The 14,316-nt window shown below is 48.9% G+C and carries 10 protein-coding genes and 1 other RNA gene; 2 read left to right on the top strand and 9 right to left on the bottom strand.

The window, feature by feature from the left end; all coding sequences use genetic code 11:
• Positions 1 to 6 precede the first annotated feature (6 nt).
• The 4 genes from RHD99_RS14270 to ppsR form a co-directional block, all read right to left on the bottom strand.
• Positions 7 to 1,983, bottom strand: coding sequence for a TonB-dependent hemoglobin/transferrin/lactoferrin family receptor (locus tag RHD99_RS14270; RefSeq protein WP_183271735.1), 1,977 nt, complete (start codon positions 1,981 to 1,983; stop codon positions 7 to 9).
• A gap of 212 nt (positions 1,984 to 2,195) precedes the next feature.
• Positions 2,196 to 2,360 (bottom strand): hemin uptake protein HemP, encoded by a 165-nt coding sequence (gene hemP / locus RHD99_RS14265; RefSeq protein WP_183271734.1) that lies wholly within the window; start codon positions 2,358 to 2,360, stop codon positions 2,196 to 2,198.
• Positions 2,361 to 2,531: 171 nt separating this feature from the next.
• On the bottom strand, positions 2,532 to 3,578 hold the full coding sequence (locus tag RHD99_RS14260) for a 3-deoxy-7-phosphoheptulonate synthase (RefSeq protein ID WP_309874680.1): 1,047 nt from the start codon (positions 3,576 to 3,578) through the stop codon (positions 2,532 to 2,534).
• 159 nt (positions 3,579 to 3,737) lie between these two features.
• Entirely contained in the window at positions 3,738 to 4,571 is an 834-nt protein-coding gene (gene ppsR / locus RHD99_RS14255; protein ID WP_183271732.1) for a posphoenolpyruvate synthetase regulatory kinase/phosphorylase PpsR, read from the bottom strand.
• A 411-nt stretch (positions 4,572 to 4,982) separates the two neighbouring features.
• Between ppsR and ppsA the strand changes: the two genes are divergently transcribed.
• Positions 4,983 to 7,400, top strand: coding sequence for a phosphoenolpyruvate synthase (ppsA, locus tag RHD99_RS14250; protein WP_309874677.1), 2,418 nt, complete (start codon positions 4,983 to 4,985; stop codon positions 7,398 to 7,400).
• A gap of 55 nt (positions 7,401 to 7,455) precedes the next feature.
• Here the strand turns inward: ppsA and RHD99_RS14245 are convergent, their stop codons facing one another.
• Entirely contained in the window at positions 7,456 to 8,856 is a 1,401-nt protein-coding gene (locus RHD99_RS14245) for a glycoside-pentoside-hexuronide (GPH):cation symporter (protein WP_309874675.1), read from the bottom strand.
• Positions 8,857 to 9,151: 295 nt separating this feature from the next.
• On the opposite strand from RHD99_RS14245, the gene RHD99_RS14240 reads away from it, so the two are divergent.
• Positions 9,152 to 11,545 carry a glycoside hydrolase family 3 N-terminal domain-containing protein gene (locus RHD99_RS14240; protein WP_309874673.1) on the top strand — a complete coding sequence of 798 codons (2,394 nt, stop codon included), beginning with the start codon at positions 9,152 to 9,154 and terminating at the stop codon, positions 11,543 to 11,545.
• A 116-nt stretch (positions 11,546 to 11,661) separates the two neighbouring features.
• On the opposite strand, the gene RHD99_RS14235 is transcribed toward RHD99_RS14240, so the two are convergent.
• The 4 genes from RHD99_RS14235 to ydiK form a co-directional block, all read right to left on the bottom strand.
• Entirely contained in the window at positions 11,662 to 12,021 is a 360-nt protein-coding gene (locus RHD99_RS14235; protein WP_309874671.1) for a putative T6SS immunity periplasmic lipoprotein, read from the bottom strand.
• Complete coding sequence (locus tag RHD99_RS14230; protein ID WP_309874669.1) at positions 12,021 to 12,563, bottom strand: type IV secretion protein Rhs; 543 nt, start codon at positions 12,561 to 12,563, stop codon at positions 12,021 to 12,023. The genes RHD99_RS14235 and RHD99_RS14230 overlap by 1 nt, the downstream gene beginning before the upstream one ends.
• 313 nt (positions 12,564 to 12,876) lie before the next feature.
• Positions 12,877 to 12,983, bottom strand: an RNA gene (gene rprA, locus RHD99_RS14225) — antisense sRNA RprA.
• Between the two features lie 207 nt (positions 12,984 to 13,190).
• A complete protein-coding gene (gene ydiK / locus RHD99_RS14220; protein ID WP_183271727.1) occupies positions 13,191 to 14,291 on the bottom strand; it encodes an AI-2E family transporter YdiK in 1,101 nt (366 codons plus the stop codon).
• Positions 14,292 to 14,316: the final 25 nt, after the last annotated feature.

Below are 14,316 nucleotides of genomic sequence, written 5' to 3'. Positions count from 1 at the left end.
GGTTCCTTACCATTGATAACTAACAAAGATTTTGCCGTTACGGCCATCTTGAGGGATCCCTTGTGGCGACCAGTATTCCTTGTCAAAGGCATTACCCAGCACCAGGGAGGTGGTCAGCCCGCGCAACTGTTGTTGGCCTTGATAGCTGATATAGAAATCGTTCACGCCGTAACCGGCTTGTTCACTGTAGCTGCTGCTGATATGCGTGGATTTGTCAGCAAAAGTACCGACCCAGCCCACGGAGAAGCCGCTTTGTGCAACCGGAATGTCCAGAACACTGGTCACCGTGTCCGGGTTCAGGCTTGAAATCCACTCGCCGGTATCCTCGTCTTTACCCCGGGTACGGTTATAAGCCAGGTCCAGGCTGAACCATGCGCTGGTATATTTCGCCGTCATATCCCAACCCCAGATTTTGGCGTTAGGCACGTTGTAAGACATGGTCGTTGCTTTGGCGAAGTCGACAGTGGTGGAGATGTAGTCTTTTGCCTTGGTATCGAAATAGCTCGCTTTAAATTCGATGCCATCGTCAGCCAACATTAAATCGTCGAAGCGCAAACCAAAACCGGCTTCTTGCGTGGCATTGGTTTCAGGACGCAGATTAGGATTTGGCACCCAATAGTTGGTGTAACGCGTGCCGATAGAAAAGTGTTTAGCATCGTTATACATCTCGCCCATGGTAGGGGCGCGGAATGCCTGAGCGTAAGAGCCGAACAGCATCAGCCAGTCGGTTGGCGTGATGGAAAGTGCACCACGGGATGACCATTGGTCGGCATTAACATCTTCATAGCCATCGCTGCTACCGCTGTAATTGTCATAACGGGTACCGGCTAAAATGGATACCGGCAGATCACGCAGCGTGATTTCATCTTGTAGCCAGCCAGAGCCAAAATCGATATTGGCCTGCGGGAAGCCTGTTGTATTACCGCCGGGCTTTTGATCCTGACGATAGTATTCCCCACCGTATGTCAGCAAATGCGCCGCAAAGCTGTCGTTAAACAGGCGGCTACGGTTTTCTAATTTTGCGCCGCTGGTGGTTTGCTTACGGAATTCTGCACCGTCGGTTTGGCCCTGAGCATTGATGCGTGCTTCAGACCAGTAGGCGGTGGCATCGGCATTCAGCCAGTCGCTTTGCTCAGGCCCAATATGATAGTTAAGCTGTGCATCGCGCTGAATGGTTGAACGGTCAACCATCGGATTGCTGGGATCAGCCGTTGTGGTCTGAGGATTTTTAGGTTCCTGAGCCGCGTTATTGTAATAACGCAAAGAGCCAGCCAGAGACTGTGCCGGGTCGATGAACCAGGTACCTTTGGTCAAGAAGTTGTTAATGCTTTCATCGTTTGGTGCCGTTTCACCGTCGCTCTGGCGAATGTCACCACGATCGCGGCTTGACCAGGAGACCAGGCCATCGAAATCATCAGTGCGGCCAAATGCGCTGGCACCCATGCCTACGCTGTGGTCGCCAGTGCCGCCGGTGGCAAACACGCGGTAACCGCTGTTTTGGCCTTCATAGAGTAAATCGCTGGCATCAGCCGTTTCATAAGAAATCACCCCGCCCAGAGCGCCGCTGCCGTACAACAGGGCGGCAGGGCCGCGCACCACTTCGATACGTTTGATCAACGCGGGATCAAGAAACGTGCTGTTGAGGTGTCCGGTATCTGTCCCCTGACGAACCCCATCAACCAGCATTAAAACACCACGGCGATCGTAGCCACGCATGCTGACATCCTGCCCATTAGTACGCCCGGTGCCGGAAACTGTTATCCCAGGAACTTTACGTAACATATCGGCGGCGGAAGAAGAGGTTTGAGCTTCAGGGGTATTGGCATCAATGACGGTGACCATCATTGGGGCTTCAAAAGTGCTGCGTTCGTTACCGGTAGCCACCACGGTAACCTGATCGTCTTTCGCACTGGCAGGTAGGGCGGTAAAAATCGCGACAGTCAGTAATGACAGACGGAATCCGACTGTGTGTAAAGCAGGCATGCGCAAATCTCCATAGGAAAATTAAAAGCGCTGGCTGCCTGGGGAAAACCTGGGTGGCTTGCGTCACCCCTTCATACTTCGTGCTGCATCTTTGTTGGCTGCGTTCACTCACCCGAATCACTTACTTGTGTAAGCTCATCGGGATTCATTCTCTTGCCGCCGCGATGCCGCGCGAATTATTTAGGGGGTGTTTTTAGGGTTTAAATTTTGGGTTATTTGGTCAGAATTAGCTTTCCAGCCTGGGTCTGACGTAATTGGTATTGCTGGCCTTCGTGGACAATCACCACGCGTCCGTCAGGGCCGAGTAACAGTTTGCTGTCTATCTGACGGGGAATGGCCGCAGATTGCGGATTCGTAGTGGTGAAGTTTTTTTCCATGTTTCACTCGGTATACAAATGACAATCAATGTAACAATGATAATCATTATCAATAAACTATGTTTCATCATCAAGTGTTATTTGTAAGAAATTTGTGAATAGATCAATTTTGGGCTAACGGGGGGAAGAGGGGGATCACCTTCCCCTGACGGAGAAGGTGTAAAGCATCAATCAAAAACGACTGTTTGTTGCGTCTGCCAGCATATCGAGCAGCGTCTTCGTGTCATCCCAGTTCAGGCAAGGGTCGGTAATTGACTGGCCGTAGACCAGCGGTTTCCCCGCAACAATTTTCTGCGTGCCTTCCTGGATGAAGCTCTCAGCCATCACACCGGCAATGGCGCGCGAACCATTACGGATTTGGTTACAGACGTCTTCACACACTTCCAGTTGACGGCGGTGCTGTTTCTGGCAGTTGCCGTGGCTAAAATCGATGACCAGTTGCTCTGGTAAATCAAACTCATGCAGGCTATCGCACGCCGCAGCAATATCGGCCGCATGGTAGTTTGGCTGTTTGCCACCGCGCATGATGATATGGCCGTACGGGTTGCCACTGGTTTGATAAATAGTCATCTGACCGTGTTTATCAGGCGAAAGGAACATATGGCTGGCGCGGGCTGCACGAATCGCATCAACGGCAATGCGAGTATTCCCGTCAGTACCATTTTTGAAACCTACCGGGCAAGAGAGTGCGGAGGCCATTTCACGATGGATTTGGCTTTCCGTGGTACGCGCGCCAATCGCGCCCCAGCTAATTAAATCGGCAATATACTGCCCGATCACCATATCCAAAAATTCGGTGGCAGTCGGTACACCCAACTCGTTCACCTGCAAAAGCAAACGACGAGCCTGCTCAATGCCATGGTTCACGCGATAGCTACCGTTCAAATCTGGGTCGGAAATTAAGCCTTTCCAGCCCACAACGGTGCGCGGTTTTTCAAAATACGTGCGCATCACGATTTCAAGGCGATGCTGATGTTGTTCGCGCGCCACTTGCAAACGGTGGGCATAATCCATTGCCGCATCCAGGTCATGGATTGAGCAAGGACCGACAATCACCAGCAGGCGGTTATCTTCGCCATTGAGGATCTTTTCGATACGACGACGGGAGGCTGTTACGTTTTGTGCGACCTGTTCAGATACAGCCAAACGCTGTGCCAGTTCCGCAGGCGTAACCAGACTGTCGATGCGCGCGGTGCGCAGTTCATCTGTTTTATTCATTGGATGTCTCAGAAATTTTGTCTTCAGCTCGGCAAAAGTACCGGGAAGTGATGGCAGTCACGATAAACCAATTTATGTTGAATTCAACCGTAAAACTGAATCGTGACCACCAAATTCTGTACAGCCTACCATACAAAATCGCACCTTTGCACTAGTTTGTTAGTACATGCGGCGATTCAAACCCATGATATCGAGGATCTTGGTTGCCATCTCTTCAACCGAGTAATTGGTACTGTTGAGATAGCGGATCTGATTCTTACGAAACAGAGCTTCAACTTCAGCCACTTCAAGGCGGCACTGGCGCATTGACGCGTAGCGGCTGTTTTCCCGACGCTCTTCACGGATCGCAGCGAGGCGTTCTGGGTTAATCGTCAGGCCAAACAACTTGTGCTGCAGCGGTTTAAGTACCGCAGGGAGTTGAATGTTATCCATATCGTCGGCGATAAACGGATAGTTTGCGGCCCGAATACCAAACTGCATCGCGAGATACAAACTGGTCGGTGTTTTTCCACAGCGTGAGACGCCCAACAAGATAACCTGCGCCTGATCGAGGTTTCGCATCGAAATGCCGTCATCGTGGGCAAGTGTGTAATCAATTGCCGCAATACGCGCATCATATTTAATTAAATTGCCAGGATTTAAACCGTGGGTACGATGGGCAATGGGCGTCGGATCAAGTTTCAATTCTTGCTGTAAAGGGGCGACCAGTGCCTGCACGATATCCTGACAAAAACCTTCACTTTGCAAAATAATGTCGCGAATTTCTGGCAATACGATGGAGTAGAACACCAACGGTCGCACACCCGTTTGCTGATAAATCGCATTAATCTGCTCTCTGACGGCATTAGCGCGGCTTTCGTTTTCCACAAACGGCAGCGTAATGCTGTTAATCGCGACCGGAAACTGCGACATCACCGCGTGCCCGAGTACTTCAGCGGTGATGGCGGTGCCATCGGAAATATAAAAAACTTGCCTGTCTACTGCGTTATCCATTTTTCAATCCTGTACCCTTCATAATTCAAGCTGCATGTGCGTTGGCTACGTTTGCTCACCCCAGTCACTTACTTATGTAAGCTCCTGGGGGGGTCACAAACTTGCCGCCTTCACGCATCTCGAATTATTTTGGCTATGAAAGTGACGACTCTGGCTGAAGCATAAATTAAAACCTTCCATCCTGGATCAATCTCATTTGATTTTTAAAAGTGAAACGTAGTTTTTATTTTTAATGAAATGGGCGGTTCAATTTTTTTAACTGCTTAAATCATTATTAAGATAGGGATTAAATGAAGAATCAATAGCTTAAGCGAAAAGTAAATAAATCTGAAAATTTCAAATTTTTATTTTGCTTGAACGATTCACCGGTTTCATTCCTGCCTGCAATTATGCCAATCTAATGGGGATGTAATGTGTTTCTGGTACCCATTCATATATCACAAAAGGATTGTTTCGATGTCCAACTCGTCACCGCTGGTGCTTTGGTACAACCAACTCGGCATGAATGATGTAGAGAAGGTCGGGGGCAAAAATGCCTCTCTGGGTGAAATGATTACAAACCTTTCAGGTATGGGTGTTTCCGTACCGAATGGTTTTGCCACCACGTCCGAAGCGTTTAACTTATTTCTTGACCAAAGTGGTGTGAACCAGCGTATCTATGAGTTGCTGGATAAAACGGATATTGATGATGTGACTGCGCTTGCAAAAGCCGGTGCGCAAATCCGTCAATGGATAATCGATACGCCATTCCAGCCGGAGCTGGAAAAAGCCATCCACGATGCCTACGAACAGCTTTCCTCTGACGATGCTGACGCCTCTTTTGCCGTACGCTCCTCCGCGACCGCAGAAGATATGCCAGATGCCTCGTTTGCCGGACAACAAGAAACTTTCCTCAACGTACAAGGTTATGACGCGGTGTTGGTTGCCGTGAAACACGTCTTTGCTTCTCTGTTTAATGACCGCGCTATCTCTTATCGCGTTCATCAGGGTTACGACCACCGTGGCGTTGCGCTCTCTGCTGGCGTCCAGCGTATGGTGCGTTCTGACCTCGCATCCTCCGGCGTCTTGTTCTCCATCGATACCGAATCTGGTTTCGACCAGGTGGTGTTTATCACGTCCGCTTACGGACTTGGTGAAATGGTTGTACAGGGCGCGGTTAACCCGGACGAGTTCTACGTGCACAAGCCTACGCTTGCTGCCGGTAAACCGTCGATTGTGCGCCGTAATATGGGTTCGAAAAAGATCCGCATGGTTTATGCCCCAAGCCAGGAGCATGGCAAGCAGGTTCGTATCGAAGACGTGCCACAAGTGGATCGCGATAAGTTCTCTATTACGCCTGAAGAAGTGCAGGAACTGGCGAAACAAGCGGTACAAATCGAGAAACACTATGGCCGTCCGATGGATATCGAATGGGCAAAAGATGGGCATACCGGCAAGCTATTTATTGTGCAGGCACGCCCGGAAACTGTGCGTTCCCAGGGCCAGGTTATGGAGCGTTACCAGTTGCATGACCACGGCAAAATCATTGCCGAAGGGCGTGCCATCGGTCATCGCATCGGAGCCGGTCCGGTAAAAGTTATTCACGACATTAGTGAGATGAACCGTATTCAGCCGGGTGATGTGTTGGTGACTGATATGACCGACCCGGACTGGGAACCTATCATGAAAAAGGCGGCCGCGATTGTCACTAACCGTGGCGGTCGTACCTGTCATGCGGCAATTATTGCCCGTGAGCTCGGCATTCCTGCTGTTGTGGGTTGTGGCGATGCGACCGAACGCATGAGTGATGGACAGAACGTGACGGTTTCCTGTGCTGAAGGCGATACCGGCTACGTTTATGCCGAACTGCTGGATTTCAGCATTAAAAGTTCGACAGTCGATACCATGCCGGATCTGCCGCTGAAAATCATGATGAACGTCGGTAACCCTGACCGCGCCTTTGATTTTGCCTGCCTGCCAAATGAGGGTGTGGGGCTGGCGCGTCTGGAATTCATCATCAACCGCATGATTGGCGTGCATCCACGCGCGTTGCTGGAATTTGACCAGCAAGAGCCTGCGTTGCAAAACGAAATCCGTGAAATGATGAAAGGCTACGACGATCCCGTTGAGTTTTATGTCGGTCGTCTGACTGAAGGGATTGCGACATTGGGCGCAGCATTCTGGCCGAAGCGCGTGATTGTGCGTCTGTCTGACTTCAAATCTAACGAATACGCCAACCTGGTGGGCGGCGAGCGTTATGAGCCGGAAGAAGAAAACCCAATGCTTGGCTTCCGTGGGGCAGGTCGTTATGTGTCCGACAGCTTCCGCGATTGCTTCGCGCTGGAATGCGCTGCCATGAAGCGCGTACGTAATGATATGGGCCTGACGAATGTCGAAGTGATGGTGCCGTTCGTGCGTACCGTTGCGCAGGCTAAAGCTGTTGTTGAAGAACTGGAACGTCAGGGTCTGAAACGTGGCGAGAATGGGCTGAAAATCATCATGATGTGTGAGATCCCGTCAAACGCCTTGTTGGCTGACGAGTTCTTGCAATATTTTGACGGTTTCTCCATTGGTTCAAACGACATGACCCAACTGGCACTGGGGCTGGACCGCGACTCTGGCGTGGTTTCTGAACTGTTTGATGAGCGTAACGACGCAGTGAAAGCGCTGTTGTCGATGGCAATCAAAGCGGCGAAGAAACAAGGTAAATACGTCGGCATCTGTGGACAAGGGCCTTCTGACCATGAAGACTTTGCTGCCTGGTTGATGGACGAGGGGATTGATAGCCTTTCCCTGAACCCGGATACCGTGGTGCAAACCTGGTTGAGTCTGGCAGAAACGAATAAGTAATTATCTTCACATTAAAAAGGCTCCTCATTGCTAAGGAGCCTTTTTTTTACCACTTTTATACCGACGCTTTAGGGCTCATGACTCCAGTCACTTCACTTTCGCTCTGGAACTTCCCGGTACGCAGGTCGCTCACAATACTGTTCATTCGCTCTTCGGTAAGTTTGTAATAACGAATCGAAATTGCAGTAATCAAGTAGAAAATAGCAGGCAGTACGGTAAACAGAATCAATACGCCACGTATAGCCTCGGCAGATTGTTGCTCTACACCCGCCTGGTAACCAAACCATGCCAGACCCCAACCTGTTAACGCCCCACCAATGGCTACACCCAACTTAATGATGAAGATATTTGCGGCAACATTCATCCCTGTAATACGGCGTTGGGTTTTCCACTCACCATAGTTATTAGCATCGGTAATCATTGACCATTGCAGTGGAGCATTAATACCCTGCAATATATTAAGGGCAATATGGACAATAAAAGCAGGCATCCAGTAATGAGTCGGCAAAACTAAGAACAATAATCCAACCACAGCACTGAGTACGTTTACCCAAACCGAAGCGCGGATTTTACACATCCAGCCACCGAGATGTTTTGCAAACAAACTACCAAATACCGCAGCTATAGTGGTAGCCAGCATAAACATAGAAATAATACCGCTACCCTGATTAAGAATATATTGCACGAAATAAACCAACAGGCTGCCACGGACGACCACGCCACATAACATCGCCAAATTATAAACCGACAGAATACGCCACTGGTCATTTTTTAATAACACACGGACATCGCGCATAATATTCAGGTTTTCTTCTTTAACCGGTGTAATACGTTCGCGGGTAGTAATGAAACAGACCAGGAACATGATGCAACCAATGACACCAAAGATGCCCATTGCCCACTGCATGCCGGTCGCTCTGTCAGCAGGTGAAATAAAATCAGCCAACGGCAGAATCAGTGCGGTACCCATCGCGCCACCAATGGGGGCAATGGCGAAACGCCAGGATTGTAATGACAGGTTCTCTTGCGGATCAGAAGTGATCGCTGCACCCAGCGAGCAATACGGAATATTAATCGCTGTGTACATTAAGGTCATGAAAATATAAGCGAGAACGGCATAAACAATTTTACCGGTTTGGTCAAAGTCTGGTGTGGAATAAACCAGTACACAACTGACTGCAAATGGAACGCAGATAATCAATAACCACGGGCGGAAACGCCCCCAGCGGCTTTTTGTCTGATCAGCAATCGCGCCCATAATAGGATCGGTAATGGCATCAAGTACCCTGACGACTAAAAAAAGAGTCCCCATCACTGCTGGGGGTAAACCATAAATATTAGTATAAAAATAAGCCAGAATAGCGACCGAGGAATCAAACACGATGTGACTTGCCGCATCGCCAAGTCCAAAGCCCAGTTTTTCTTTGTTGGTAATTTTTTCAGTTAGCACCGACATACATTCACCTTTATTAAGAGCCGGAATATGCCACTAGTTATATGTGGTGAAGGTTAAGAGGAGTATTGTAATTTTTCATTTGTGTTTTATGTTTCTTATCAATTGTGACGGAGTTATCTCTAATCCCCTCAGGTTCTTACTGAATTAGCCTGTTAGCCAGAATATTTTTGAATCCCATCACACTTATCGCTAAAAACTAAAAAACGTAATCTTGCTGGTTATTCTGGCAATTGTTTGCGCCTTCATTCATCACTCATATTGATGGTTGGAACTCATCTCTTGAAAGGGGAATACTATGCCGGCCATTTATAAGGAAGCTCTCCGCCCGATTAGCGAACGTGTCAGCGATCTACTTTCGCGCATGACAGCGGAAGAAAAGTTCGCACAAATGCATGCGTATTGGCTGATTTTATCCAGCGACGGTAATCACCGTGAACGTACCGACTTAAGTGATGAGTTTGCCGGAGTCACTGAACAGGCTGGGCTCACTGAGCGGTTGAAGTTAGGTATTGGGCAAATCACAAGGCCGTTAGGCACTCATATTGTGGATGCAAAAGAGGGCGTGCGTGCAGCCAATCGCTTACAGAAAACCCTGGTTGAAGAAACCCGACTGGGCATTCCGGCATTGTTCCACGAAGAGTGTTTAGTGGGATTGTTGTGCAAAGACGCCACGCTTTACCCTTCATCCCTTAACTACGGCTCCACCTGGGATGTGGATCTCATTGAGCGCGCTGCGGCAGCAATTGGCAATGAAGCCCGCTCGACAGGCTGCCATCAGGGGCTTGCCCCGGTTCTGGATGTGTCACGTGATGTGCGATGGGGGCGTACCGAAGAAACATTTGGTGAAGATCCGTGGCTGGTTGGCATGATGGCCACGCATTATGTGAAAGGTCTGCAAGGCAGGAATCGCGACCTGCTGGCGACCCTGAAGCATTATGTCGGGCACTCGTTTAGCGAAGGGGCGCGTAACCATGCGCCAGTCCATCTGGGATTTTGCGAACTGAACGATACCTTCCTGTTGCCATTCGAAATGGCGGTGAAGCTGGCCAATGCCGGATCTGTCATGCCTGCCTATCACGATATTGATAATCAGCCAGGGCACTCAGATGAATTCTTGCTGACGACTCTATTGCGTGAACAATGGGGGTTCGATGGGCTGATTGTTGCCGATTATGGCGGTGTTAGCCTGCTGCATCAGCATCACGGTATTTCGCACGATGCGGCAGAATCAGCGGCGCTGGCTTTTAATGCCGGTTTGGATGTGGAATTACCTAAAGATGATTGCGCACGTCATCTGGGACAGGCGGTCGAGCGCGGTTTAATCACAATGGCAAAAGTTGATGAAATTGTCGCACGCGTTCTGAAAGAGAAATTCCGTCTTGGCCTGTTTGAACATCCTTATCGCGATGAGAATGGCGTGGCTCTGCAAACGGAATCCACCAAACAAATTGCCCGTGAAGTGGCAACGCGTTCTATCACAATGCTTGAAAATGACGGCACTTTGCCGCTCAAAGGACCTTTGCGTGTGGCTGTTATTGGGCCTACAGCCGACGATCCGCTGGCACTGCTAAGTGGATATAGCTTCCCGGTGCATCTGATCATCAGCGATATGCTGGAGCAAACTTCGCAAGTGGTAACACCGCTGGAGGCATTACGGGAATGTTTGGGAAGCGACAACGTAAGTTACGCCAAAGGTTGTCACATCATCGAAAAACGTATGGCGGGTGCACCCGTTTTCCCTGGCGACAGCGGCGGTAAACCGATGCAATCCTCTCCAGTTTCAAACGACGTTTCGTTGATCCCAGATGCGGTGAAAATCGCTCAACAAAGTGATGTTGTTGTGCTGTGCGTGGGGGATTTATCCGGGTTATTCCAGAGTGGCACCGTCGGTGAAGGCTCAGATACAGACAGCCTGGTGCTGCCGGGCGTACAGCAGCAATTGCTGGATGAACTCATTCAAACAGGTAAACCGGTGGTAGTGGTCATGACGGGAGGCCGGCCTTATAACCTGGGTGGTCAGGAAGATAAGGTTGCGGCACTGCTGATGGCCTGGGCGCCAGGGCAGGAGGGCGGGCACGCCATTGCCGATGTGCTTACCGGGCGTGCGGAACCCGGTGGCCGGCTGGTGGTTTCCATTCCCAAAAGTGCGGGTGCCATGCCGTATTACTACAACCACAAACTGAAGAGCGGTGGCACACCCTTTGCGTTCCACTTTGGTTCCCGCTATCCGTTTGGTTTTGGTAAAACCTGGACGGAGTTCGACTACAGCCCGCTGCAATTTTCCCAAGAAAATGTGGCCATTGATGACGGTATTGTCAGCGTTAGCATCACTGTCCGTAACAGTGGAACCGTTGCGGGAAGCGAAGTGGTGCAGCTCTATGTGCACGACAAAGTGGCATCAATGGTGCGCCCGATTCAGGAATTAAAAGCCTTTCAACGCGTGCATCTGGAACCCGGTGCCAGCGCGCAACTCACGTTTAGCGTCCCAACAGATATGCTCAATTTCACCCGTCGTAATGGGGATCGCGTGGTGGAACCCGGAGAGTTTGAGGTCCGTATTGGGGCCTCAAGCGGGGATATCAGAAGCGCGGGAGTGATACGAGTCAGTGGTGATACACGGGTCATCGCTGGTAAGTGGCGCATGGTAAGTCATTGCGAGGTCAGTACCAGCGACTCGTACATTGCTTGAAGTTCCAGAAAATCCCACCGCTTAAGGTGGGCAAAATATCGAATATGGCATTGGGTGAAATCCCAAACAACGTGAGTTACGCGTAGCCTGATTAACCACTGCTAAAAATGAGGGAGTTATCCTCCCTCTAAGCTAATTACATTCCAGTTATTATCTATAAAAAAGTTGTAGCGATAATTAATGCCATTTAACGTGTACTTTGAGTAGTATTGATAACCTTTTTCAAGTTTAATATTTATACATGTGTCAGGGTAAGATAAATGTAATGATTTGCTACCTGTAACTAATAGCTCATTAACCTGATTGTTTTTGTTGGAGGATAAATAGTAATAGTCCAAAATATCATTTTTATTTACACTAAAACAAACCCTTTCAAGGTCGACACTTATCCATTTCCACTCCCTATAAACGAGTTTATCTGCTCCACTTTGGCACCCCATTAAAAAAATACATACAGGCAATAATAGCTTCTTCATTATGGGAAGTTCCCTAATATTTCTACATATCTCACTAACAGGTTTCTCACGGGTTCATGAGGGTCATAATCTCGGAATTTATAAAGGTTAGTATGACCAAAGAATCCATGGTGTTTTAACAACCAATAGTCACTAACAATACAGGCTTGCTGTTCCATTGAATAGTCACTAAGGGTCGCCTTATCTAAGCTGTAAGTATAGTCAGCAGCCCATGAGAAAGCACCTCGGGTCTTTACCCACATCCCCCGCTGTTTTTGATAAACATGCATCATCTCATGAAGAAATAGATGTTGGCCGTCGACATAAGGAATAGAAAAATCATTTTGATAGACACCGTCCTGAAACCACATTTCTCCATCAGGAGTCATAGCAGTATAATTATCTTGAAGGTTAAATGGTAGGTAACCACCTCTGTGAACCCATACTTGATTGTAGTGAACACTGAAATCAAAAAGTGAACAGGCCAGACCTATTTCACCTGGCGTAAGAAGACGCAGTCCTCCCTTTTTTAAGGGAGCGTACTTCACGGGATTTTCATACATATAAAGCCCTCCATTTAGAATGGCTATGCTAACACTGAAAGTAATACAATCAATTATTTAGATGGTGAATGAAATATACTGAAATCAGTCGTGGACTACATGAAAAGAAAAATTCCGGGAGTTTCGGCATACTCCTGAGGCATTACCTGCATGTGTATCAAAATAACAGAGAGAAGGAGGCTGGTGAAAAACTGTTTAAATATTCCTGCGCATAGCTAATGTGTGGTTTTTTTGTGAGAGATAGAGTGCATTTTTAGTTGCTTACACAGATAGAATTCTTGGCGGTGATGGCTTATGTAGAAAGCTGAAATAACAAAAAAAAAGCCCATCGTTGAGATGGGCAAAGACTACACACAGCAATTCGTTGTTTCACTCAGGGGATTTCCATGCTTATAAATCAATGTGTTGATTCATAGCCGTGAAGTAATAGTAGGTACATCCCCCTGGGGCGTCACTCGGATTCGTCTCAATAGTTAATGGAAAGTAATGATTGAGATCACATTACTGCATCTTTGTAAAATCAAAGGCTTGAACAGGCGATAAAAAGCGGGGGATTGATAAGGATTGTTAATCATTGCGCTTGTGTTGCTCCCGGCAAGTGAGAGCAACACAAACTTTCAGCGACTTTTACTCGCGTTCTTCCAGAATTTCAACGACCTCATTGGGATCATCTTGCGGTGGCGGTGCTTCATGCATCCACACCGAAATCAGACGATACGATACTGCCAGCAGCACCGGCCCGATAAACAAGCCAATCATCCCAAAGGCAATCAAACCACCAATGACGCCAGAGAGAATCAGGATCATCGGCAAATCGGCGCCCATACGAATCAACACCGGACGAATGACGTTGTCCATGGTGCCGACCACGCAACTCCATACCAGCAGCACCGTGCCCCAGGTGTTATCGCCCGTCCAGTACAGCCAGACGATGGAGGGAATCAGCACCAACAATGGGCCAATTTGCACCAGGCAGCACATCAGCATCACCACGGTTAACAGCGTGGCATTGGGGATACCGGCAATTGCCAACCCAACACCGCCCAACACGGACTGAACCAGCGCGGTCACCACCACGCCCAGCGCCACAGCGCGAACCGCTTGCCCTGCCAGCAACACTGCCGCATCGCCACGTTTGCCTGCCAGGCGGAACGAGAAATGGCGAATGCCGTTGCCAAGCGTCTCGCCTTTCGCATACAGCAACACGCTAAACAGCAACATAAGACCGCAATGCATCAGGAAACTGCCAACGTGTATCGCTTGCCCAAGGAACCAGGTCGTCGTGGTGCCAATATAAGGACGAATTTTCGCCATAATGGCGCTGCCGCCGCTGTCTACCAGCGTATTCCAGCCAGAATAAAGACTGTTACCAATAAGGGGAATGCTGTTTAACCACTCAAATTTTGGCAATTCCATATTGCCTGTTGTGGCCCACGCGATAACGGGGCCGCTGTTATCGACCAGGCTATTCACCAGCAGCGCCACCGGAATAACAAATAGCATCAGCAGCAGAAGCGTCATCACCGCAACGGCGAGCGAACGCTTTCCCCACATTAATTTTTGGACTCTGAGCATCAACGGCCAGGTCGCAATAACGATGGTTCCAGCCCAGGCGAAACCCAGAACAAACGGCCGGACAATCCACAAACAGGCGATAATCATCACCGAAATAAATAACACGGACAGCAAGATCTGTAACAGATCCTTTGGCTGACTGACTTTAACCATAGATAAAATCACCTCAATAACTGAT

Origin of the sequence: Buttiauxella selenatireducens, assembly GCF_031432975.1 — a bacterium.
Taxonomy (GTDB): domain Bacteria; phylum Pseudomonadota; class Gammaproteobacteria; order Enterobacterales; family Enterobacteriaceae; genus Buttiauxella; species Buttiauxella selenatireducens.
Note: the sequence above shows the minus strand (reverse complement) of the source record. Positions and strands in the feature narration are given on the sequence as shown.

Excerpts from the sequence above, each read along its gene's own strand:
- RHD99_RS14270 (WP_183271735.1), bottom strand. The coding sequence starts at position 1,983 with ATGCCTGCTTTACACACAGTCGGATTCCGTCTGTCATTACTGACTGTC.
- hemP (WP_183271734.1), bottom strand. The coding sequence starts at position 2,360 with ATGGAAAAAAACTTCACCACTACGAATCCGCAATCTGCGGCCATTCCC.
- RHD99_RS14260 (WP_309874680.1), bottom strand. The coding sequence starts at position 3,578 with ATGAATAAAACAGATGAACTGCGCACCGCGCGCATCGACAGTCTGGTT.
- ppsR (WP_183271732.1), bottom strand. The coding sequence starts at position 4,571 with ATGGATAACGCAGTAGACAGGCAAGTTTTTTATATTTCCGATGGCACC.
- ppsA (WP_309874677.1), top strand. The coding sequence starts at position 4,983 with ATGTGTTTCTGGTACCCATTCATATATCACAAAAGGATTGTTTCGATG.
- RHD99_RS14245 (WP_309874675.1), bottom strand. The coding sequence starts at position 8,856 with ATGTCGGTGCTAACTGAAAAAATTACCAACAAAGAAAAACTGGGCTTT.
- RHD99_RS14240 (WP_309874673.1), top strand. The coding sequence starts at position 9,152 with ATGCCGGCCATTTATAAGGAAGCTCTCCGCCCGATTAGCGAACGTGTC.
- RHD99_RS14235 (WP_309874671.1), bottom strand. The coding sequence starts at position 12,021 with ATGAAGAAGCTATTATTGCCTGTATGTATTTTTTTAATGGGGTGCCAA.
- RHD99_RS14230 (WP_309874669.1), bottom strand. The coding sequence starts at position 12,563 with ATGTATGAAAATCCCGTGAAGTACGCTCCCTTAAAAAAGGGAGGACTG.
- ydiK (WP_183271727.1), bottom strand. The coding sequence starts at position 14,291 with ATGGTTAAAGTCAGTCAGCCAAAGGATCTGTTACAGATCTTGCTGTCC.